Source organism: Roseateles sp. UC29_93 (assembly GCF_042695725.1).
Classification (GTDB): Bacteria; Pseudomonadota; Gammaproteobacteria; order Burkholderiales; family Burkholderiaceae_C; genus Roseateles; species Roseateles noduli_A.
This window is the reverse complement of record NZ_CP170545.1, coordinates 6,353,676-6,375,237: the sequence shown is the minus strand read 5'-3', so window position 1 is coordinate 6,375,237 and position 21,562 is coordinate 6,353,676. Positions and strand designations below refer to the sequence as shown.

Below are 21,562 nucleotides of genomic sequence, written 5' to 3'. Positions count from 1 at the left end.
GCAGGAAAAAGCTTTTGAAAAACAAGCGCTTATCGATCTGTGACGCGGGCATGACGGCCAATATGGCCCGCGGAGCCAGCATTGACGCGGCTGTGGAGTTCCGGACCCGCGCCGGCATTGGGTTTGCGCATGATTGACGCCCCGAAACCCGCATCACCACGGATGGTCTGGGGGGTCGCGGCCCTGTTGACGGCCCTCTCCGACGCATTGCAGGCCAGATTCCCCGTCATCACGGTGCAGGGCGAGCTGTCGGGCTTCACGCGCGCGGCCAGCGGCCACTGTTATTTCAGCCTGAAGGACGCGGAAGGCCAGCCGGCGATGCTGCGCTGCGCGATGTTCCGGCGCGCGGCGTCGATGGTGGACTTCGCGCCGCGGGACGGGATGACGGTCGAGCTGCGCGGCCGGCTCGACCTGTACGGGCCGCGCGGCGAACTGCAGTTCCTCGTCGAGGCGATGCGCCGCTCCGGCGAGGGCGCGCTTTACGAGCAGTTCCTGCGCCTGAAGGCGAAGCTGGAGTCGCTGGGCTACTTCGACGCGGATCGCAAACGCCAGCCGCCGACGTACGCGCGGCGGATCGGCGTGATCACCTCCACCGGTGCGGCCGCGCTGCAGGACGTGCTGACCGCGCTGCGCCGCAGAGCACCGCACGCGCGTGTCTTCCTCTATCCGACGCTGGTCCAGGGCGCCGAGGCGCCGCCGGCGATCGTGCGGGCGCTGGCCACGGCCAACGAGCGCGCCGACGCCGAGGTGCTGCTGCTGGTGCGCGGCGGCGGCTCGCTGGAGGACCTGTGGGCCTTCAACGACGAGCGCGTCGTGCAAGCGGTGGCCGAATCGCCGCTGCCGGTGATCTGCGGCGTCGGTCATGAGACCGACATCACCCTGGCGGATCTGGCGGCCGACCTGCGCGCCCCGACGCCGACGGCGGCGGCGGAGCTGGCCACGGTCTCGCGCCAACAATGCCTGGAGACGCTGGACGCGCTGGAACGCCAGTTGACGCGCCGGGTCGAACAGCGCCTGGACGCCTCCGCGCAGCGGCTCGACCGGCTGGCCTTGCGGCTCGCGCGGCCGGGCGACGCCCTGGCGAGACAGCGGCGCCGGCTGGATCTGCTGTCCCAGCGGCTGGGTCAGGTGGCGCCGAAGACGGTCTCCCTGGAATCGCAACGTCTGCGTCACCTGGAACAGCGGCTGAACCAGATCGCACCCCGCGCCGCGGCGCTGCAGACGCAGCGGCTGAGACATCTCGCGGAGCGGCTCGACCGCGCGCTCCCGCAGCAGGCGCAGCGCGGCGCACACCGGCTGGACGCGCTCGAGGCGCGCCTGCAGTCGCTCGATCCGCGCCAGGTGCTGGCCCGTGGCTACGCCTGGCTGGACGACGGGCAGGGTCGGGCGCTCAGCTCGGTCGACCAGCTCCGCGAGGGTCAGGACTTGCGCGCCGTCCTGTCCGACGGCGAGGCCGATCTGACAGTCGGGCGCGTCGTTCGCCGAGAGGTCTGAGGGCGGTCCGCGCCCTCTGTGGCGCGGTATGCGCGCTCCCGTCAGGGGCATGATTTCGCTGCCTACAATCGCCCGCGACACCCGTCCCACCACCAACCACCGATTAGGAGTCCCTCATGGAACACGTCCTGCCCGAGCTGCCGTACGACAAGAAGGCGCTGGAGCCGCACATCAGCGCCGAGACGCTGGAGTACCACCACGGCAAGCACCACAAGGCCTACGTGGACAACCTGAACAACCTGCAGAAGGGCACCGAGTTCGAGAACAAGACGCTGGAAGAGATCGTCAAGACCTCCAGCGGCGGCATCTACAACAACGCCGCGCAGATCTGGAACCACACCTTCTTCTGGTCCTGCCTGAAGCCCAACGGCGGCGGCGCGCCGACCGGCAAGCTGGCCGACGCGATCAACGCCAAGTGGGGCAGCGTCGACGCCTTCAAGGAAGCCTTCCAGAAGAGCGCCGTCGGCAACTTCGGTTCCGGCTGGACCTGGCTGGTGAAGAAGGCCGACGGCTCGGTCGACATCGTCAACATGGGCGCCGCCGGCACCCCGCTGACGACCGGCGACACGCCGCTGCTGACCATCGACGTGTGGGAACACGCCTACTACATCGACTACCGCAACGCGCGTCCGAAGTTCGTCGAGACCTTCCTGAAGAGCCTGCTGAACTGGGACTTCGCCCAGGCCAACTTCGGCAACTGACCCACCGGCGCCCGCTCCGCGGGAGCCGATGAAGGAACGGCCCGGGATCGCTCCCGGGCCGTTGTCATTTCAGCGTCCGGATCGCAGGGGATCCGACGCCGCGGGAGTCGCCCCTCGAGGCCGGCGGCGCGATCACTTGGGCCAGGGGCCGCCGCGCAGCTTCGCGCCGGCCTTGAGGCCGCGCTTGTCGAACCAGCCCTTGTTCATTTCGAGCACGTAGCGCACCGGCTTGGTCGAGCAGTGCGAGGTGTCGGACAGCGGCTGCATCTCGACGACGTTGACGATGGTGCCGTCGTCGGCGACGAAGGCGGCCGACAACGGGATCAGCGTGTTGCGCATCCAGAAGCACTGCTGCGACGGCTGCTCGAAGATGAAGATCATCCCGGCGTTCTGAGCCATCTCCTTGCGGGCCATCAGGCCGATGGCGCGCTGCTCGTCGGTGCGGGCGACCTCGGCATGGATCAGGTGCATGCCGGCGCCGAGCTCGACCACCGGCAGTCCGGTCTGGGGGATCTGCTGGGGCCGCCGCCGGACCGGCCGCCGTCAGGGCGGCCATCGACAACACGGTCGACAGGAGGGTCGAAAAGAACGACGGACGATGCCGCTTGTTTGATATTGAGCATGTTGTCACCTCAAGGTTTGGCGGATTATCGCGGCCATGTTGCCCGCCCCAGCCGCCTCGGTGTCCGCCGGTGCCCTGGGCGCCGATGCCGGACGCGCCAATCGCCCCGGTCCCGACGCAGCGCTGACGCGCGCCCGGTTCCGCTTGTCGGGCCTGCATTGCGCGACCTGCGCGGGTCTGGTCGAGTCCCTCCTGCTCGCGCAGCAGGGCGTGCGATCGGCCGAGGTCCAGCCGTCGACCCGAGACGCTGGTGCTGGACTGGCGACCGGCGCTCGTGACGCTCGAGCAGCTGCGGCAGTCGCTCGCGCCCGCCGGCTACGACTTCGTGCCCGACGTCGCCGGGCCGGCGCGCGACCTGCGGCGGCGCGAGCATCGCCAGGCGCTCTGGCGCCTGTTCGTCGCGGGCTTCCTGATGATGCAGGTGATGATGCTGGCGTGGCCGTCCCTACATCGCCGCGTCAGGGAGCTTGAGCCCGACCAGGCCGCGCTGCTGCGCTGGGGCCAGTGGGTACTGACGCTGCCGGTGATGCTCCTGGCCGCAGGACCGTTCTTCCGCGCGGCGCTGAGTCAGCTGCGCGGACGGCGCCTGGGGATGGACGTGCCGGTGGCGCTGGGCCTGGCCGTCGCCTTCGTGGCCGGCAGCGGCGCGACGCTCGATCCCGGCGGCCCGTTCGGGCACGAGGTCTTCTTCGACTCCATCACGATGTTCGTGACCTTCCTGCTCGGCGCGCGATATCTGGAACTGCGCGCGCGTCATCGCGCGGCGGCGGCGATCGAACAGGCCACGGAAGCGCTGCCGGAGGAGGTCGAACGGCTGGAGCCGGACGGCACGGCGGAACGTGTGGCGATCGAGGCGCTTGCGGTCGGCGACCGGGTGCGCGTCGCCGCGGGGCAGCGCGTGCCGGCCGATGCGGTCGTCGAGGCCGGCAACGGCGCGGCCGACGAGTCGCTGCTGACCGGCGAGGCGCGCCCGGTGGCGAAAGCGCCGGGCGATGCCGTGCTCGCCGGCAGTCTGAATCTCTCCGGCGTGCTCACGCTGCGCGTGCGCCACGTCGGCGACCAGACTCGTCTGGCAGGCATCCGCCAGTTGATGGCGCAGGCGTTCCAGGACCGGCCGGCGATGCTGCGCACGGCGGACCGCGTCGCGGGCTGGTTCCTCGCGGCGGTCCTGTTGCTCGCCGGCGTGGCCGCGCTCGGCTGGCAGTTCGTCGATCCGTCGCGGACGGTCGCGGTGGCGGTGTCGGTGCCGATCGTGACCTGCCCCTGCGCCCTGTCGCTGGCGGCACCCGCGGCCTGGGTCGCGGCCGCCGGCGCGTTGGCGCGGCGCGGTCTGCTGCTGTCGCGGCTCGACGCCATCGAGGCGCTCGCCGACGTCGACCGCATCGTGATGGACAAGACCGGCACGCTGACGGACCCGCACCCTGTCTGCGACGCGTGCGGCCCGATGCTGAGAATGCCGATGCCGATGCCGATGCCGATGCCGATCCTGATGCGGAGGAGGAAGCCAAGACGGCGGCCGCGGTGCTGGCCGCAGCCTCTCATCATCCGCTGTCGCGCGCGCTGGCAGCGTCGCTCGCCGAGCCATCCCCGATCGATGACGGGTGGGCGATCGAAGAGTTCAGCAACCGGGGTGTCGAAGGCCGTGACGCATGCGGACATCGATGGCGGCTGGGATCGCCGCATTGGGCGGTCGAGGCGGGCCAGATATCAGGACCGACATCAGGACCGACACCAGGCCCGACACCGGACCCGTTCGACGCACAGATCGTCCTGGCCTGCGACGGTGTCGTCCGCGCCGCCTGGCACGTCGATGAACACCTGCGTGCTGGCGCGACGGCGGCGATCGCCGGATGGCAGGCCATGGGGCGCCACGGTCGAACTGCTGTCGGGTGATGCGCCCGCGCGCGTCGAAGCCGTCGCGAAGCAGGCCGGGATCGCGCGTTGGCGCGGCGGCGCCACGCCGGAGGACAAGCACCAGCACGTGATCGCGTTGCAGTCGTGCGGCCATCGCGTGCTGATGATCGGCGACGGCATCAACGACGCGCCCGTGCTCGCGCGGGCGCAGGTATCGATCGCGATGGGCAGGGCGCCGACCTCGCGAAAGCGCGCGCCGACGCGGTGCTGACTGCCGATCGCCTCGACGTGATCACCGTCGCGCTGACCCTGGCGCGACGCACGCGCCGCGTCGTGCGCCAGAACCTGGCCTGGTCGGCGCTCTACAACGCCGTGTGCGTGCCGATGGCGCTGATCGGCTGGCTGCCGCCGTGGGCCGCGGGCCTGGGCATGGCCACGAGCTCGCTGCTCGTCGTCGCCAATGCGGCCCGACTGGGCCGCGATGCGACGGGGTCCGCGGTGATCGTCCCCCGATCGATCGACACCTGAAGGACGCTGCCGCGATGGACATCCTCTATCTGCTGATCCCGTTGTCGGTGGTGCTCGTGCTGCTGGTGCTGGCCGTGTTCGGCTGGGCCGTGCAGGACGGTCAACTCGAGTCGCTGGACCGGGAAGGTCAACGAATCCTCGAGGACGACGCGCAAGCTTGACGCGTATCAACACGCGCTTCGGAGTGGCGCCGAACAATCCTTGCCATCGGCGCAGCCAGCGCCTCGAGGAGCCAGCATGGCAAGCAGATCAGGGTCGGAGGGAGGACGCGCCATCACGGCCGGTGATGCGCCCAGTTATGAGGACGGCGTGGTCCGCGCGTTCTCGCTGGCCGCGGTGTTGTGGGGCGTGGTGGGGATGCTGGTCGGCGTGATCATCGCCGCGCAGCTCGCCTGGCCGGAACTGAACTTCGGCATCCCCTGGCTCAGCTACGGCCGGCTGAGGCCGTTGCACACGAACGCGGTGATCTTCGCCTTCGGCGGCTGCGTGCTGATGGCCACGGCTTTCCACGTCGTCCAACGCACCTGCCATGTGCGGCTCTTCGTGCCGGCCCTGGCGTGGTTCACCTTCTGGGGTTGGCAGCTGGTGATCGTGCTTGCCGCGATCACGCTGCCGATGGGACTGACGACCGGCAAGGAATACGCCGAGCTCGAGTGGCCGATCGACCTGTTGATCGCCGTCGTCTGGGTGTCCTACGCGATCGTCTTCTTCGGCACGATCGGCGTGCGGCGCGTGCGCCACATCTACGTCGCCAACTGGTTCTTCGGCGCCTTCATCATCGCCGTCGCGCTGCTGCACATCGTCAACAGCGCGGAGATCCCGGTCTCGCTCACGAAGAGCTACTCCGCCTATGCCGGCGTGCAGGACGCCATGGTGCAGTGGTGGTACGGCCACAACGCGGTTGGCTTCTTCCTGACGGCGGGCTTCCTCGGGCTGATGTACTACTACATCCCCAAGCAGGCCAACCGGCCCGTCTACAGCTACCGGCTCTCCATCGTCCACTTCTGGGCGCTGATCTTCACCTACATGTGGGCGGGGCCCCACCACCTGCATTACACCGCGCTGCCCGACTGGGCGCAGAGCGTGGGCATGCTGTTCTCGCTGGTGCTGCTGGCGCCGAGCTGGGGCGGGATGATCAACGGCGTCATGACGCTGAGCGGTGCGTGGCACAAGCTGCGCGACGACCCCATCCTGAAGTTCCTGATCGTGGCGCTGTCGTTCTACGGCATGTCGACCTTCGAGGGACCGATGATGTCGATCAAGACCGTCAACGCGCTCTCGCACTACACCGACTGGACCGTCGGCCACGTGCACAGCGGCGCGCTGGGCTGGGTGGGCTTCATCTCGATGGGGGCGCTGTACCACCTGATCCCGCGCATGTACGGCCGCATCGACATGTACTCGAAGCGCGCCATCGAGCTGCACTTCTGGATCGCCACGCTGGGCATCGTGCTCTACATCGCCGCGATGTGGATCGCCGGCGTGATGCAGGGCCTGATGTGGCGCGCGGTGAACCCGGACGGCACGCTCACCTGGACCTTCGCCGAAGGCGTCAAGGCCACCTATCCGTTCTACGTGGTGCGCCTGCTCGGCGGCCTGCTGTACCTGGGCGGCATGTGCCTGATGGCCTGGAACGTCGTGATGACGGTCCGCGCCGGCCGGCCGGCCCGCCACCCCATCCCCGGCGCCGCGCTCGCGGCCGCCGCCTGATCGCATCGACAGGAGCACGCCATGGCCAACACCCATGCCCGCCCCGCCGGTCACGAGCGCATCGAGACCAGCAATTTCCTGATGATCGTGCTGGTGCTGCTGACGGTGATCGTCGGCGGCATCGTGGAGATCGTCCCGCTGTTCTTCCAGCGCTCGACCACGCAGCCGGTCGAACACCTCAAGCCCTACACGGCGCTGCAGCTCGCCGGTCGCGACGTCTACATCCGCGAGGGTTGCTACAACTGCCACTCGCAGATGATCCGGCCGCTGCGCGCGGAGACGCTGCGCTACGGCCACTACTCGATGGCCGGCGAGTTCGTCTACGACCATCCCTTCCAGTGGGGCAGCAAGCGCACCGGGCCGGACCTCGCGCGTGTCGGCGGCAAGTACAGCGACGAGTGGCACCGCCTGCACCTGACCAACCCGCGCGACCTGGTGCCCGAGTCCAACATGCCCGCCTATGCCTGGCTGGCGGGCGCGGCGCTCGATCCGAAAGAGCTGGCGCCCAAGATGCGCGGGCTGCGGATCGTCGGCGTGCCCTACAGCGACGAGCAGATCGCCCAGGCGGGCGACGAGGTCAAGGGACACACCGAGATGGACGCGGTCGTCGCCTACCTGCAGGTGCTGGGCACCGCGCTCAAGCCCTGATCGGAGGACCCCATGCCCGACATGGATCTGAATGCATTGCGCTCGGCGGTGACCGTGGTGTCGCTGCTGGTGTTCGTCGGCATCGTCGTCTGGGCCTATGCCCGGCACAACCGCGAACGTTTCGAAGACCTGGGCGCGCTCGTCCTGACGGGCGAGGACGCGCCGCGAGGAGGTCGTCATGAGTGATTTCGTTTCAAACGGCTGGTCGCTGTTCGTCGCCGCGGCGACCGTGCTCGGCCTGGTGCTGTGCCTGGCGCTGCTGATCATCGCCAGCCGCCGCAAGGTGATGGCCGAGGACAACTCCACCGGCCACGTCTGGGACGAGGACATCCGCGAGCTCAACAACCCGCTGCCGCGCTGGTGGATGGTGCTGTTCGTGCTGACGGTGGTGTTTTCGGGGCTCTACCTGGCGCTCTATCCGGGCCTTGGTGCGTACGCGGGCTCGCTGAGCTGGTCCAGCACCGGGCAGTACGAGGCCGAGCAGGCACAGGCGCGCGTGGCCATGCACACGATCTACTCGAGATTCGACGGCAAGCCGGTCGAGTCGCTGGCGGCGGATCCGCAGGCCCAGGCCATCGGCGAGCGGCTCTTCGCCAACAACTGCGCGACGTGCCACGGTTCCGATGCCAAGGGCTCGAAGGGCTTTCCCAACCTGACCGACAACGACTGGCTCTACGGCGGCAGCGGCGACACGATCGTCCAGACCATCACGCAGGGGCGTGAAGGCACGATGCCGCCGATGGCCACGGCGGTCGGCAATGGCGAGGACGTGCGCAACCTCGCGCACTACGTGCTGAGCCTGTCGGGCAGTCCGCACAACTCGGTGGCGGCGGCGCTCGGCAAGTCCAAGTTCAGCGCCTGCGCGGCCTGCCACGGCATGGACGGCAAGGGCAACCAGGCGCTGGGCGCGCCCAACCTGACCGACAAGGTCTGGCTGCACGGGTGGGGCGAGCTCCGCCATCGTCGCCATGGTCAACAACGGCAAGCACAGCCACATGCCCGAGCACGGCTCGCGCCTGAGCCCGGAACAGATCCGCGTCCTCGCCGCGTATGTCTGGGGCCTGTCCCATGAGCGGCCATGAGCGGCCCTGAACGGCGGGCGGTCTCGCTTTACGAAGCCGAAGCGAAGATCTACCCCCGCGCGGTGCACGGCTGGTTCGCCGTGTGGCGCTGGGCGCTGGTGTGGGCCACGCAACTGCTGTTCTACGGTCTGCCGTGGCTGCAGTGGAACGGACGCCAGGCGGTGCTGTTCGATCTGGAGGCGCGCCGCTTCCTGATCTTCGACCTGATCCTCTACCCGCAGGACTTCATCTACCTGACGGCGCTGCTGGTGGTGTCGGCATTCGGGCTGTTCTTCTTCACGGCGGTGGCGGGACGGTTGTGGTGCGGCTACGCCTGTCCGCAGACCGTCTACACCGAGATCTTCCTCTGGATCGAGCGCCACACCGAAGGCGACCGCGCCGCGCGCATCCGGCTCGACCGCGCCGGCTGGACCTTGGAGAAGCTGCTGCGCAAGGGCGGCAAGCACGCCGCGTGGCTGGCGGTGTCGCTGTGGACGGGCTTCACCTTCGTGGGCTACTTCGAGCCCATCCGCGCGCTGGGCGGCAACGCGGCCGCGTTCGCGCTCGGCGGGTGGGAGCTCTTCTGGGTGCTGTTCTACGGCCTGGCGACCTACGGCAACGCCGGCTACCTGCGCGAGCAGGTCTGCAAGTACATGTGCCCGTACGCGCGCTTCCAGAGCGCGATGCTCGACCGCGACACGCTGATCATCAGCTACGACACCGCGCGCGGCGATCCGCGCGGCCCGCGTTCGAAGAAGGCAGACCCGTCGGTCATGGGCCTCGGGTCCTGCGTCGATTGCCAGCAGTGCGTCCACGTCTGTCCGACCGGCATCGACATCCGCCGGGGGCTGCAATACGAATGCATCGGCTGTGCCGCGTGCATCGACGTCTGCAACGACGTGATGGACAAGTTCGGCTACGAGCGCGGATTGATCCGCTATGCGACGCAGAACGGCATGCGCCATCGCTGGACGGCGGCTCAGCAGTGGCGTCGCGTGCTGCGGCCCCGCGTGCTGGTCTACGGTGCGATCCTGCTGCTGGTCTCGGGCGGTCTGGTCTGGAGCCTGGCCGTCCGTCTGCCGTTCAAGGTCGACGTCGTGCGCGATCGTGCGACGCTCGCGCGCGAGGTCGACGACGGCGTGGTCGAGAACCTCTACCGCCTGCAGCTGATGAACGCCGCGGAATCGACGCAGCGCTTCGTCGTGGATGTGCGGGGCATCGATGGCCTTCGCGTGGCCTCGCCGTCCGGGGAGTTGGCGCTCGGGCCCGCGGAGGCGCGCTGGGTTACCGTCGCGCTGCGTCTGCCGCCTGAGGTCGCGCGTGAACTCGGTCCCGGCGCGCATCCGATGCGCTTCGCCGTCCGACGGGTTGCGCCGTCTGGCGCGTCGATGGGCCCCGTCGATGCCACGGAGCGCGAGCTGCTCGAGAAATCGACCTTCGTCGTGCCGCGATGAGCGCGGCCGCCTTCCCCTTTCCCCCTCTTTTCCCGTTCTCTCTTTGCCTCTTCATCAGGAGCGGATATGACCCCCACACGCCTGAACGACGCCGATCTCCCTGCCAGCGGTCCCTGGTGGCGACATCCGACGATGTGGCTGGTCGTCGGCGGCCCGAGCATCGTGGTGGTGGCCTCGATGGCGACGCTGACGCTCGCCATCGTGCATCCCGACCCGGTGGTGCATTCGACGAGTGCGGTCGATCGCAGTGGCGTCGCTGCGGACGAGATCAGCGACCCTGCCACGACGCCCGCGCTGAAGGCACGCAACCATGCGGCGACGGGCGGACAGTCGCGCTGAGGTCGCCATGCTCGATGACGTGGATGACGTGGATGACGTGGATGACGTTGGCGATGTCGCCGACGTCGCCGACGTCGCCGACGTCGCCGATGCGCCGCTAGGCGGTGCGCCGGACCAGCTGCAGCAGCTGTCGTGGCTTGAGCACGCGGACCTCGCGCGCCCGCACTTCGAGCAGGCCATCGTCCTGCATCCGGGAGAAGGTGCGACTCACCGTCTCCAGCGTCAGGCCGAGGTAGCTGCCGATCTCATCGCGGGTCATCCGCAGGACGACGCTCGACGACGAGAAGCCGCGCGCCCGCAGCCGCCGCATCAGGTTGATCAGGAAGGTCGCCACGCGCTGTTCGGCGCGCACCGACCCGAGCAGCATCATCACGCCCTGGTCGCGCACGATCTCGCGGCTCATCAGGCGGTGGAACTGTCGGCGCAGCCGGTCGACTTCGCGGGTGATGTCCTCGATGCGGCCGTAGGGCACGACGCAGATGTGCGAGTCCTCCAGCGCCACCGCCTGGCTGGCGTAGGCGCCGCTGAAGATGCCGTCGAGGCCGAGCATCTCGCCGGCCATGTGGAAGCCGGTGATCTGATCGCGGCCGTCCTCCGCCGAGGCCGAGGTCTTGAAGAAGCCGGTGCGCACGATGTAGAGGGCGTCGAACGGATCGCGGGGCTTGAACAGCACCGTGCCCCGCGTGACATGGCGGCGGTCCGAGACCATGCGCTCGAGCTGATGGACGTCGGCGGCCGGCAGTCCCGTCGGCAGGCAGACCTGCCGCACCGTGCAGGTCGCGCAGGTGATCCGGGTCGTGTCGGGCGGCGCGGACAGCACGGGCCGCGCAGGCGCGGGCGCCGAAGCGGGAGGAGGGGGTGGGGCGGGCAAGGTGGTGGCGCTCGGCATGAGTTCGTCGGACATGCGAGGAAGCGGCGGATTCTTTGCCGGGGCATCGACGCCGGCAATGACATCAATCAATGACGCTTTGCCAACAAAGGGTGAGGATGGCGCCCATGTGCCCTGACCCGACCCCCTGGGACTGCAGCATCCCCGATGCCGATCTGCTGCGCCGCTTCGACATCGCGGGACCCCGCTACACCTCGTACCCGACGGCGGACCGCTTCCACGCGGGCCTCGATGCCGAGCGCCACGGCGAGATGCTGGCGCTGCGCGCCTTCGGCCCCGCGGCGCGGCAGCCGATGTCGGTCTACGTGCACATCCCGTTCTGCGAATCGGTCTGCTACTACTGCGCCTGCAACAAGGTGGTCACGCGGCACCGTGAGCGCGCGGCGGCCTACGTCGACGCACTCGAGGTCGAGATGGGCCTGGTGCATCGCCGGCTCGGCGATCGCGCGCTGGTGTCGCAGCTGCACTTCGGCGGCGGCACGCCGACCTTCCTTGCCGATCGCGAGCTGTCGATGCTGATGGCGCTGCTGCGTCGCCATTTCCGCCTGGCCGCGGATGCCGAGATCTCGATCGAGGTGGACCCGCGCACCATCGACGTCGCGCGGCTGCGTCATCTGCGCGCCTTGGGCTTCAACCGGCTGAGCTTCGGCGTGCAGGACTTCGACCCCGACGTGCAGCGCGCCGTGCATCGCGAGCAGAGCCTGGAGAGCGTTGCCGCGTTGATCGGCGCCTCGCGCGACCTGGGGTTCCGCTCGATCAACGTCGATCTGATCCACGGCCTGCCGCTGCAGACGCCGACCTCGTTCGCGCGCACGATCGAACAGGTGGCGACGCTGCGGCCCGATCGCATCGCGCTCTACGGCTACGCGCACCTGCCGCACCGCTTCAAGCCGCAGCGGCGCATCGAGCCCGCCGCGCTGCCGCCGCCCGGGGACAAGCTGCGCATGCTGTCCGGCGCGATCGCAGGCTTTCTCGCGCGGGGCTACAGCTACATCGGCATGGACCACTTCGCGCTCGCGGACGATCCGCTCGCCGTCGCGAAGCGGGAAGGGCGCCTGCATCGCAACTTCCAGGGCTACAGCACGCAGCCGGACTGCGACCTCGTGGCGCTGGGCGTCTCGGCGATCTCGAAGCTGGGCGCCTCGTTCGCGCAGAACGTGAAGACGCTGCCCGAGTACTACGCGGCCTTGCGCGAGGGCCGGCTGCCGGTGGAGCGCGGTCTGGCCCTAGACCAGGACGACCTCGTGCGGCGCGACGCGATCATGGCGCTGATGTGCCAGGGCCGGCTCGACTTCGAGCCGATCGAGCGCTCGCACGGGATCGTCGCGGCCGAGTACTTCGCGGGGGAGCTCGATCGTCTGCGCCAGATGGCGGCGGACGGACTCGTCACGATCGAGCCGAGCGCGGTGCAGGTGACGCCGATGGGATGGTTCTTCGTTCGGGCGGTCGCCATGGTGTTCGACCGGTACCTGAGGCCGGGAAGCACCGCGGGCGCATCGTTCGCGACCTCGGCGACCTCGGCGACGCCGCCGATGGGCGCCGCCGATGCGATGAGCGCCGCCGATGGCGCGTCGGTCGAGTCGCCGGTGCGTTTCTCGCGCATCTTCTGAAGTCGAAGGACGGATACGGGATGCTGTCGCTCGCGCTTGCCGGGACCGCGCTCGTGATGGGCGCCGCCGGCAGCCTCCATTGCGCGGCGATGTGCGTCGCGCCGTGTGCGGCGGTGACCGGCGGCCGGCGCGGCGGAATGGCCGCCTTCCACGCGGGGAGGCTGCTGGGCTACGCGGCCGCCGGGGCCATGGTCGCGGCCAGCGTCGGCGGCCTGCTGCGTTGGGAGGCGACCTCCGGGGCCTTGCGGCCGCTGTGGCTGATGGTGCATCTCGCGGCGCTGGCGATGGGGGCGTTCCTCTTCTGGCGCGCGGAGCCGCCGCGGTGGGTGCTGCGACTCTGGACGACCCGGGCGCCGGCGGCGGTCGGGATTCCGGTCGCGTCGCTCGGCGCAGGCGCCGTCGCGTTGTCTCCCGTGCGCACGGCCGGCGCCGGTCTGGCCGGACTGGCTTGGCTGGCCTGGCCCTGTGGGTTGCTGCATGCCGCGCTGACCGTCGCGGCGCTCGCGGAGGGCCCCTGGCAGGGCGCCGGCGTGATGGCGGCCTTCGCGCTCGGCTCATCGCCGGGCTTGCTCGCCGGTCCCTGGCTGCTGGCCCGCCTGGGCGGCGCGGGGATGCGGGGCGGTCCCGCGGGCGGCTCGGGTGTGCGAATGGCAACCCGTCTGTCCGGCGCGATGCTGGCGGCGGGGTCGCTCTGGGCGCTCGGTCACGGCCTGTGGGCGCAGATCCGCGCGTTCTGCGGCTGACCGTCCCAGGGACATGGTCCGGGCATCAGCCGATTGAAAGTTTCGCTGTCATAGAATCGGCGCTTCCGGTTTACCCCAAACCACCCACGCGACTCGCGGAGACGACTCCATGTACCAGCACATCAAGGTGCCCGAGGGCGGCCAGAAGATCACGGTCAACGCCGACTTCTCGCTCAACGTTCCGAACAACCCGATCATTCCTTACATCGAGGGTGACGGTACCGGCTTCGACATCACCCCGGTGATGATCAAGGTGGTGGACGCGGCCGTGGCGAAGGCTTACGGCGGCGCCAAGAAGATCCACTGGATGGAGATCTACGCCGGCGAGAAGTCGACGAAGGTCTACGGCCCCGACGTGTGGCTGCCCGAAGAGACGCTGACGGTCCTGAAGGACTACGTGGTCTCGATCAAGGGCCCGCTGACGACGCCGGTCGGCGGCGGCATCCGCTCGCTGAACGTCGCGCTGCGCCAGGAACTGGACCTGTACGTCTGCCTGCGCCCGGTGCGCTGGTTCGAAGGCGTGCCGTCGCCGGTCAAGGAACCGCACAAGACGGACATGGTCATCTTCCGTGAGAACTCGGAAGACATCTACGCCGGCATCGAATTCGAAGCCGAGAGCGAGAAGGCCAAGAAGCTGATCAAGATCCTGCAAGAGGAATTCGGCGTCAAGAAGATCCGCTTCCCGGAGACCTCGGGCATCGGCGTGAAGCCGGTGTCGCGCGAAGGCACGGAGCGTCTGGTCCGCAAGGCCATCCAGTACGCGATCGACAACGACAAGCCGAGCGTCACGATCGTCCACAAGGGCAACATCATGAAGTTCACCGAAGGTGGCTTCCGTGACTGGGCCTACGCGCTGGCCCAGAAGGAATTCGGCGCCGAGCTGATCGACGGCGGCCCGTGGTGCAAGTTCAAGAACCCGAAGACCGGCAAGGACATCGTGGTCAAGGACAGCATCGCTGACGCGTTCCTGCAGCAGATCCTGCTGCGTCCGGCCGAGTACTCGGTCGTGGCGACGCTGAACCTGAACGGCGACTACATCTCCGACGCGCTGGCGGCTCAAGTCGGCGGCATCGGCATCGCCCCGGGCGCGAACCTGAGCGACTCCGTCGCCATGTTCGAAGCCACCCACGGCACGGCGCCGAAGTACGCGGGCAAGGACTACGTGAACCCCGGTTCCGAGATCCTGTCGGCTGAAATGATGCTGCGTCACATGGGCTGGACCGAAGCGGCCGACCTGATCATCTCGTCGATCGAGAAGTCGATCCTGTCGAAGAAGGTCACGTACGACTTCGCCCGCCTGCTGGACGGTGCGACGCAGGTGTCGTGCTCGGGCTTCGGTCAGGTGATGATCGAGAACATGTGATCGTTGCAGGCCCGGCGGCTTCGCCGGGCTCCGGTTAAAAACCCCAGTGCGCGAAAGCGCCTGGGGTTTTTTCATGTCGAGACGATCGGTGGGCTCACGCGCTCTCCCTCGTCAGGATCGAGTCAGAGCGGGTCAGGCGCGGCCAGGGTCAGGTGTTGACGACCGGCCGCAGGCAAAAGTGGCTCAGCTTTCGGTCGTCCCGCAGATAGCGTGGCTTGAGATCCATCATCAGAAGCCGGCTAGTGGCGCCTTCAGGCATGCCACCGTCGGCCATGATCTTGTTCTTGAGGGCGTCTATCAGGTCGAGCTTCTTATCGGGATCCGGCTGGTCGTGGATGGCCTGCACGGCCTCCTGATGTTTCTCGACTGCACCGGAAATGAAGTCATGGAGTTCGGGAGACACTGTCTTCGCCGGTGCCGGCCTATGCGAAGTGCCAGCCTGCATGGCGAGAAGCGCCGACGGCATCGAGGGGGAATCGTCGCGATTGGGACCAGAGCCACCTTGGAAATGGCGCCTGGGTTGACCTTGCGGTCGCCACTCATGCTATTCACGAAATCCCCATCGTGGGCACTGGCAGCGTTGCTCGCGGCGTCCCACGACTTTCCTGTTCCGCGCGTTCCTTCCTTGAACCCGGCGCCTTGCGGTGCCACCACGGCGTACATGACATTAGTCTTGTCGGGCTTGACGTAGTCGTCGACGGGACGGATGGACGTGTAGAGCCCGGATCCGTGGATGTTCATTCCGGCAACGCCGCCACCCAGGCCGTGATTTGCATCGGCAGAAAAGCCTTGATTCCGGATCGCGTCGGCGTTTTCCTGAGTGGTGACGTGATAGCCGAACACTTGGACAGGCCCGTGCTGGCCTTGCAACGCGTCCTTGATTGTCGATTCGATCTCCGTGGCCTGCCCCTTGGTCGGAACCCGCGAGTACATCGGAAGACCGGGAACGTCGATCACCTTTCCGCCGAGTTGGCTGGCTCCGGCGGCATGCGATGAGATGGCGCCGATCTGCGATGCCTGTGCCGTCGTGGCTGATGCCAGGTGCTCGGTGCGGGGTGGCAGGACGGCGTTCTGTCTCATTCGCTTCGCCGGTTGATCCGCCGCCATGTCCATGTCATCAGCCAGGCGCTTTGTCGCGGGCGAGCCGGCGGACAGCGGCAGGGATGGCTTGCGACTGGGGGCTGCGGCAAGGCCCGACAGTTCATATGAGCCTGGTGGCCGGGCAGCGCCAGCTTCTCCGGATGGCGAGCGATTGAGCGGATTCGATTGCTGAGTCTGGCCAATCTGAGGGCTCGTCGTTGGCGCGTCACTGTGAAGCTTCATTGAAGTGCCCCCGGGGCAAATGGTCTTGCCTCATGGTGTCGGCCTTTCGGAGCGCACTGTCGTGCGCACGCGAAGCTGGCTACGAGGAGGCGAATCCAGCATTCGGCTGGATCTTTGGTTCGTGCGGACGCATCAGCCGCTCCTGCACCAACATCCTGGCGCCCCAGCGGGGCTGCAGCGAGAACGCGGCATCTGCGGATGACCCGGGAGGAACTATTGATGCCACGCATCCGCAGTGGAGCTGGCTGACGGGGTTCTGCTTCCTGAAGACGGTGGCCTGACCGTCGGCGCGGGACCCGCGCTTGCCTGTCCATGAACATCCAGACATCAAAGGACTGTTCATGCGACACCAACCCTTACTCCGCTCGCCCAGGAGCGTCCTCATCGCCGCGGGCGTTCTCGCCGTCGCCGCGCTGACCGGATGCTCGACCAACAAGGTCGAGACCGCCTCGCAGGTCGGCGAGAGCCGCGGTGCCCTCGATGCCGCGCAGACCAGCATCGGTGCCGGCGATTCGCCCGACCTGGTCGTGGCCCGCGCACGCCTGGCTGAAGCCCAGGAAGCCCAGAAGAAGGGCGACCACGCGCTCGCCCGCCGCAAGGCCGACGAAGCCGAGGCCGCCGCCTCGTTGGCGCGTTCCAAGTCCGCGCGCGACCGCTCCGAGAAGGCCGCTGCCGAACTCGACCGCAGCCTCTCGACCTTGCGCGAGGAGCTCAACCGAGGTCCGGCCTCTGCCGCGCCCAACCGTTGACCTGTCAGCGACTTCCACTCTGAGGAGACATCATGAATCGATATTGGAATTTCGCTGGCGGACTCACAGCCCTGGCGCTCGCCGCCTGCTCGTCGATGCCCGTTCCCCACGCGGGCCTGGAGGCAGCGAAGCGCGACTACGCGCAAGCGAGCAGCGATCCGAACACCAGTCGCTACGCCGCGACGGAGCTCGCCAAGGCCAGGGAGTCCCTGGACCGGGCCGACTTCGCCTGGCGGGAGCGCAAGGACCCGTCTGAGCTGGACAGCGCCGCCACCGTCGCTTCCCAACGTGCCCAGACGGCGATCAACCTGGGCGCCGCGCGCGCCGCCGACGCCAAGGTCGAATCGGCCGGGCTCGAACGCGAGCGCCTGCGCGCGGAGGTCCGCACCCGTCAGGCCCAGGTGGCTCAAAGTCAGGCTCAGGTGGCGCAAGGTCAGGCGGCCACTGCGGAGGCCGCCGCCATGGCTGCTTCCGAGCGCGCCAACCGCCTGCAACGCGAGCTCGCGGAGATCCAGGCCAAGCCGACGCCGCAAGGCCTCGTCGTCATGCTGCAGGACGTCCTGTTCGACACCGGCAGGGCGACGCTGAAGGAAGGCGCCTACAGCCGCCTCGACACCCTGTCCTCGGCGCTGCGCAACCACCCGGAACGCCGCATCCTGATCGAGGGCTTCACCGACAGCACGGGCAGCGCCGAGAGCAACCTCGCCCTGTCCCGGGCGCGGGCAGAGTCGGTGCGGGATGCGCTCGTGAAGCGCGGCGTCGCCGCCGGGCGGGTCGATGTCCGCGGCAACGGGGAAGCGCGCCCGGTAGCCTCCAACGCTGACGCCGCCGGGCGCCAGCAGAACCGGCGCGTGGAGATCGTGTTCTCCGACGAACGCGGCGCGTTTGCCCGGGTACGTTGAAATCGGTAGGTCCGGGCGGGGAAACGGGCGTCCCGGCGCCTGGTTTCTCGAGCGAGTCCTTGACCGATCCTGGGTCGATGTTTCCTTCTGACCACAGGGTGGCCCGGTCGTCGGGCCGGCCGCCAACCGCGCTGCTCGGTCGGCCGGTGGCCGCCCGCGGCCGGAATGCAGAAAGCCCGCTTGCGCGGGCTTTCTTGCGGTGCGATCCAGATCAGCGGGGGTTGTTCAGGCCGCTGCCTGCTGCCCGGCGTGGGCGTCCGCCATCAGCGGAATCCCGATCGGCGCGTCCAGGGGCGCCTCGATCGCGTCGCCGCCGTCGCCACCGTCCATGGGACGGATGTTCTGCGCCAGCTGGCCCTTGGGGCCTTGCACCAGCTCATAGCTCACCTTGCCGCCTTGCTTGAGCGTCCGGAAGCCGTCCATCTGAATGGCTGAGAAGTGCGCGAAAACGTCGCCTCCGCCTTGTTCGGGTTCAATAAAGCCAAACCCTTTGGCATCGTTGAACCACTTGACCGTGCCTGTTGCCATGTTCTTCTCCATCCCGGTGTCTTTCTCGCACCGGGCGGATTCTCAAATCCGTGTCAAGTCAGTGTCAATTGAGGAACTCCCCGGGGTACGGAGCCGCGAAGGTGACAAACTCGGGGCATCGACAGGCGGAAGCCTGTCCCCATGTAGGGTGCTCCCGCTGTTTATAGAATCGGTTCATGCCATTGTTTGCCCAACAGCCCCCACCCGCGGGACCGCCCGGCCCTCAGCCGCCGGGTCCGGAGGACGGTGGGAATTCGACCACCCTGGAGCGTGTCGCTCAGAAGACGGAGCCGCCGCGCCTGTACCAGGTGCTGATGCTCAATGACGACTTCACACCGATGGAGTTTGTGGTGATGGTCTTGCAGGAGTACTTCCGCCATGACCTGGATACGGCCACCCAGATCATGTTGAAGATCCATCACGACGGTCGTGGCGTCTGCGGTGTTTTCACCAAGGATGTCGCGGCCACCAAGGTCGAAATGGTGCTGGCGGCCGCACGGCGCGCCGGTCACCCCCTGCAGTGCATTATGGAGGCCGCATGATTGCGCAAGAGCTTGAAGTCAGCCTGCACATGGCGTTTGTCGAAGCGCGCCAGCAGCGCCACGAGTTCATCACCGTGGAACACCTGCTGATGGCGCTGCTGGACAACCCGTCCGCGGCGGAGGTGCTGCGCGCATGCGCGGCGAATATCGAGGACCTGCGCAAGTCGCTTGCGCAGTTCATCAAGGAGAACACGCCGACCGTCGGCGGCACCGACGAGGTGGACACCCAGCCCACGCTGGGATTCCAGCGCGTGATCCAGCGCGCGATCATGCACGTCCAGTCGACCGGCAACGGCAAGAAGGAAGTGACCGGCGCCAACGTGCTGGTCGCGATCTTCGGCGAGAAGGACTCCCACGCCGTCTACTACCTGCACCAGCAGGGCGTGACGCGGCTGGACGTCGTCAACTTCATCGCCCACGGCATCAAGAAGAGCGAGCCGCCCGAGCCCCCGAAGGGTCCGGAAGGCAACAGCGGCGAGTCCGAGCGCGAGGAAGGCGAGGGCGGCCAGGGCCAGGGCGGCGGCAAGGGCAGCCCGCTCGAGCAGTTCACCCAGAACCTCAACCAGCTGGCGCGCGACGGCAAGATCGATCCGCTGATCGGCCGCGAGCTCGAGGTCGAGCGCGTGGTGCAGGTGCTGTGCCGCCGCCGCAAGAACAACCCGCTGCTGGTGGGCGAGGCCGGCGTGGGCAAGACCGCGATCGCCGAAGGCCTGGCCTGGCGCATCACCGAGGGCCAGGTGCCCGACGTGCTGGCCGAGGCGGTGGTCTATTCGCTGGACATGGGCGCGCTGCTGGCGGGCACCAAGTACCGCGGCGACTTCGAGCAGCGCCTCAAGGCGGTGATCAAGCAGCTGAAGGACCAGCCCGGCGCGATCCTCTTCATCGACGAGATCCACACCCTGATCGGCGCCGGCGCGGCGTCGGGCGGCACGCTGGACGCGAGCAACCTGCTCAAGCCGGCGCTGTCGTCGGGTCAGCTGAAGTGCATCGGCGCGACGACCTTCAGCGAGTACCGCGGCATCTTCGAGAAGGACGCGGCGCTGTCGCGGCGCTTCCAGAAGATCGACGTGGTCGAGCCGACCGTTGACCAGACCGTCGAGATCCTCAAGGGCCTGAAGTCGCGCTTCGAGGAGCACCACAGCGTCAAGTACGCGCTGACCGCGCTGCAGGCCGCTGCGGAGCTCTCGGCCAAGTACATCAATGACCGTCACCTGCCCGACAAGGCGATCGACGTCATCGACGAGGCCGGCGCCGCCCAGCGCGTGCTCCCGAAGAGCAAGCAGAAGAAGACGATCACCCGCGCGGAGGTCGAGGACATCGTCGCCAAGATCGCGCGCATTCCGCCGGCCTCGGTGTCGTCGGACGATCGCGGCAAGCTCAAGAGCCTGGACCGCGACCTCAAGAGCGTGGTCTTCGGCCAGGATCCGTCCATCGACGCGCTGGCCGCGGCCATCAAGATGGCGCGCTCGGGCCTGGGCAAGCCGGACAAGCCGATCGGTTCCTTCCTGTTCAGCGGCCCGACGGGCGTGGGCAAGACGGAAGTCGCCAAGCAGCTGGCCTACATCCTGGGCATCGAGCTGATCCGCTTCGACATGTCCGAGTACATGGAGCGTCACGCCGTCAGCCGCCTGATCGGCGCGCCTCCGGGCTACGTGGGCTTCGACCAGGGCGGTCTGCTGACCGAGGCGATCACGAAGAAGCCGCACGCGGTGCTGCTGCTCGACGAGATCGAGAAGGCGCATCCGGACGTCTTCAACGTGCTGCTGCAGGTCATGGACCACGGCACGCTGACGGACAACAACGGACGCAAGGCCGACTTCCGCAACGTGATCATCATCATGACCACGAACGCGGGCGCGGAGGCGATGACCAAGTCGACGATCGGCTTCACGACCAAGCGTGAGCAGGGCGACGAGATGGCCGACATCAAGCGCCTGTTCACGCCGGAGTTCCGCAACCGTCTGGACGCGATCGTCAACTTCGGCGCGCTGAACGAGGACATCATCCTGCGGGTGGTGGACAAGTTCCTGCTGCAGCTCGAAAGCCAACTGGCCGAGAAGAAGGTCGAGGTCACTTTCAGCGACGCGTTGCGCAAGCACCTCGCCGCCAAGGGTTTCGATCCGCAGATGGGTGCCCGCCCGATGCAGCGCCTGATCCAGGACACGATCCGTCGCGCCCTGGCCGACGAACTGCTGTTCGGTCGCCTGATCGACGGCGGTCGCCTCAGCGTGGACGTCGACGACAAGGGCGAGGTCCAGTTGGACATCACGCCCAACAAGAAGGACAACAAGCCCAAGTCCGAGCCTGCCACGGCGGACTGACGCTAGTCAACGCCTGACCCCAAAGCCCGCTCACGCGGGCTTTTTCATTGGTGTGGTGCTCGATGTATCGCATCAAGGGAACCCGGGCCCCGTCTCCGCAGCTTAAGGAGGGAATTTGTCGGCCGGGGCGGCCGACAAAGGAGGGAGACGGAGGAGACGGGGCCCGGGTTCCCTTGATGTT

The 21,562-nt window shown here is 68.0% G+C and carries 22 protein-coding genes and 2 pseudogenes; 19 read left to right on the top strand and 5 right to left on the bottom strand.

What is annotated here, in order from left to right:
* Window positions 1-129: 129 nt before the first annotated feature.
* Together xseA and ACFJIX_RS29585 are read left to right on the top strand one after the other, a co-directional pair.
* The gene (gene xseA, locus ACFJIX_RS29590) at window positions 130-1,494 is read left to right on the top strand and encodes an exodeoxyribonuclease VII large subunit (protein WP_377156456.1); all 1,365 of its coding nucleotides are present in this window, start codon (window positions 130-132) and stop codon (window positions 1,492-1,494) included.
* Window positions 1,495-1,610: 116 nt separating this feature from the next.
* On the top strand, window positions 1,611-2,195 hold the full coding sequence (locus ACFJIX_RS29585) for a superoxide dismutase (protein ID WP_377156454.1): 585 nt from the start codon (window positions 1,611-1,613) through the stop codon (window positions 2,193-2,195).
* 132 nt (window positions 2,196-2,327) lie between these two features.
* On the opposite strand, the gene ACFJIX_RS29580 is transcribed toward ACFJIX_RS29585, so the two are convergent.
* Window positions 2,328-2,687 (bottom strand): DUF192 domain-containing protein, encoded by a 360-nt coding sequence (locus ACFJIX_RS29580; protein ID WP_377156452.1) that lies wholly within the window; start codon window positions 2,685-2,687, stop codon window positions 2,328-2,330.
* A 166-nt stretch (window positions 2,688-2,853) separates the two neighbouring features.
* On the opposite strand from ACFJIX_RS29580, the pseudogene ACFJIX_RS29575 reads away from it, so the two are divergent.
* The 10 genes and pseudogenes from ACFJIX_RS29575 to ACFJIX_RS29530 all read left to right on the top strand — a co-directional run.
* A pseudogene (locus ACFJIX_RS29575) lies at window positions 2,854-3,048 on the top strand (heavy-metal-associated domain-containing protein); the annotation flags it as partial.
* A 19-nt stretch (window positions 3,049-3,067) separates the two neighbouring features.
* Entirely contained in the window at window positions 3,068-4,942 is a 1,875-nt protein-coding gene (locus ACFJIX_RS29570; protein WP_377156450.1) for a heavy metal translocating P-type ATPase, read from the top strand.
* Window positions 4,936-5,199, top strand: coding sequence for a hypothetical protein (locus ACFJIX_RS29565; protein ID WP_377156449.1), 264 nt, complete (start codon window positions 4,936-4,938; stop codon window positions 5,197-5,199). The genes ACFJIX_RS29570 and ACFJIX_RS29565 overlap by 7 nt, the downstream gene beginning before the upstream one ends.
* Window positions 5,200-5,213: 14 nt before the next feature.
* Window positions 5,214-5,360 (top strand): cbb3-type cytochrome oxidase assembly protein CcoS, encoded by a 147-nt coding sequence (ccoS, locus tag ACFJIX_RS29560; protein ID WP_067269376.1) that lies wholly within the window; start codon window positions 5,214-5,216, stop codon window positions 5,358-5,360.
* A 76-nt stretch (window positions 5,361-5,436) separates the two neighbouring features.
* Window positions 5,437-6,909, top strand: a complete 1,473-nt coding sequence (gene ccoN / locus ACFJIX_RS29555; RefSeq protein ID WP_377156447.1) for a cytochrome-c oxidase, cbb3-type subunit I — start codon at window positions 5,437-5,439, stop codon at window positions 6,907-6,909.
* 21 nt (window positions 6,910-6,930) lie between these two features.
* Window positions 6,931-7,557 carry a cytochrome-c oxidase, cbb3-type subunit II gene (gene ccoO, locus ACFJIX_RS29550; RefSeq protein WP_377156446.1) on the top strand — a complete coding sequence of 209 codons (627 nt, stop codon included), beginning with the start codon at window positions 6,931-6,933 and terminating at the stop codon, window positions 7,555-7,557.
* Window positions 7,558-7,569: 12 nt separating this feature from the next.
* Window positions 7,570-7,743, top strand: a complete 174-nt coding sequence (locus ACFJIX_RS29545; protein WP_377156444.1) for a cbb3-type cytochrome oxidase subunit 3 — start codon at window positions 7,570-7,572, stop codon at window positions 7,741-7,743.
* Window positions 7,736-8,639: pseudogene (ccoP, locus tag ACFJIX_RS29540) on the top strand (cytochrome-c oxidase, cbb3-type subunit III). Before ACFJIX_RS29545 ends, ccoP begins: the two are co-directional and overlap by 8 nt.
* Window positions 8,636-10,072: a cytochrome c oxidase accessory protein CcoG gene (gene ccoG / locus ACFJIX_RS29535; protein ID WP_377156442.1), complete on the top strand. Its 1,437-nt coding sequence runs from the start codon at window positions 8,636-8,638 to the stop codon at window positions 10,070-10,072. Before ccoP ends, ccoG begins: the two are co-directional and overlap by 4 nt.
* Before the next feature lie 66 nt (window positions 10,073-10,138).
* Window positions 10,139-10,411, top strand: a complete 273-nt coding sequence (locus ACFJIX_RS29530) for a hypothetical protein (RefSeq protein WP_377156440.1) — start codon at window positions 10,139-10,141, stop codon at window positions 10,409-10,411.
* Window positions 10,412-10,508: 97 nt separating this feature from the next.
* Here the strand turns inward: ACFJIX_RS29530 and ACFJIX_RS29525 are convergent, their stop codons facing one another.
* Window positions 10,509-11,315 (bottom strand): cyclic nucleotide-binding domain-containing protein, encoded by an 807-nt coding sequence (locus ACFJIX_RS29525; protein ID WP_377156438.1) that lies wholly within the window; start codon window positions 11,313-11,315, stop codon window positions 10,509-10,511.
* A gap of 92 nt (window positions 11,316-11,407) precedes the next feature.
* On the opposite strand from ACFJIX_RS29525, the gene hemN reads away from it, so the two are divergent.
* The 3 genes from hemN (at window position 11,408) to icd (ending at window position 15,016) form a co-directional block, all read left to right on the top strand.
* Window positions 11,408-12,910, top strand: a complete 1,503-nt coding sequence (hemN, locus tag ACFJIX_RS29520) for an oxygen-independent coproporphyrinogen III oxidase (RefSeq protein ID WP_377156437.1) — start codon at window positions 11,408-11,410, stop codon at window positions 12,908-12,910.
* A gap of 20 nt (window positions 12,911-12,930) precedes the next feature.
* A complete protein-coding gene (locus tag ACFJIX_RS29515; RefSeq protein ID WP_377156435.1) occupies window positions 12,931-13,653 on the top strand; it encodes a sulfite exporter TauE/SafE family protein in 723 nt (240 codons plus the stop codon).
* A 109-nt stretch (window positions 13,654-13,762) separates the two neighbouring features.
* Window positions 13,763-15,016: an NADP-dependent isocitrate dehydrogenase gene (gene icd / locus ACFJIX_RS29510; protein ID WP_279759129.1), complete on the top strand. Its 1,254-nt coding sequence runs from the start codon at window positions 13,763-13,765 to the stop codon at window positions 15,014-15,016.
* 148 nt (window positions 15,017-15,164) lie between these two features.
* Here the strand turns inward: icd and ACFJIX_RS29505 are convergent, their stop codons facing one another.
* Window positions 15,165-15,362: a hypothetical protein gene (locus ACFJIX_RS29505; protein ID WP_377156433.1), complete on the bottom strand. Its 198-nt coding sequence runs from the start codon at window positions 15,360-15,362 to the stop codon at window positions 15,165-15,167.
* Window positions 15,314-16,129 (bottom strand): hypothetical protein, encoded by an 816-nt coding sequence (locus tag ACFJIX_RS29500; protein WP_377156431.1) that lies wholly within the window; start codon window positions 16,127-16,129, stop codon window positions 15,314-15,316. Before ACFJIX_RS29500 ends, ACFJIX_RS29505 begins: the two co-directional genes overlap by 49 nt.
* Window positions 16,130-16,680: 551 nt before the next feature.
* Between ACFJIX_RS29500 and ACFJIX_RS29495 the strand changes: the two genes are divergently transcribed.
* Window positions 16,681-17,088, top strand: a complete 408-nt coding sequence (locus tag ACFJIX_RS29495; protein WP_377156429.1) for a hypothetical protein — start codon at window positions 16,681-16,683, stop codon at window positions 17,086-17,088.
* Window positions 17,089-17,120: 32 nt separating this feature from the next.
* Window positions 17,121-17,990: an OmpA family protein gene (locus tag ACFJIX_RS29490; protein WP_377156427.1), complete on the top strand. Its 870-nt coding sequence runs from the start codon at window positions 17,121-17,123 to the stop codon at window positions 17,988-17,990.
* 225 nt (window positions 17,991-18,215) lie between these two features.
* On the opposite strand, the gene ACFJIX_RS29485 is transcribed toward ACFJIX_RS29490, so the two are convergent.
* Window positions 18,216-18,530: a cold-shock protein gene (locus ACFJIX_RS29485; RefSeq protein ID WP_377156425.1), complete on the bottom strand. Its 315-nt coding sequence runs from the start codon at window positions 18,528-18,530 to the stop codon at window positions 18,216-18,218.
* A 164-nt stretch (window positions 18,531-18,694) separates the two neighbouring features.
* Here ACFJIX_RS29485 and clpS point away from each other — a divergent pair, with 164 nt between their 5' ends.
* Complete coding sequence (gene clpS / locus ACFJIX_RS29480) at window positions 18,695-19,060, top strand: ATP-dependent Clp protease adapter ClpS (RefSeq protein WP_377156424.1); 366 nt, start codon at window positions 18,695-18,697, stop codon at window positions 19,058-19,060.
* Window positions 19,057-21,381, top strand: a complete 2,325-nt coding sequence (gene clpA, locus ACFJIX_RS29475; RefSeq protein ID WP_377156422.1) for an ATP-dependent Clp protease ATP-binding subunit ClpA — start codon at window positions 19,057-19,059, stop codon at window positions 21,379-21,381. Before clpS ends, clpA begins: the two co-directional genes overlap by 4 nt.
* The last annotated feature ends 181 nt before the right edge of the window (window positions 21,382-21,562 follow it).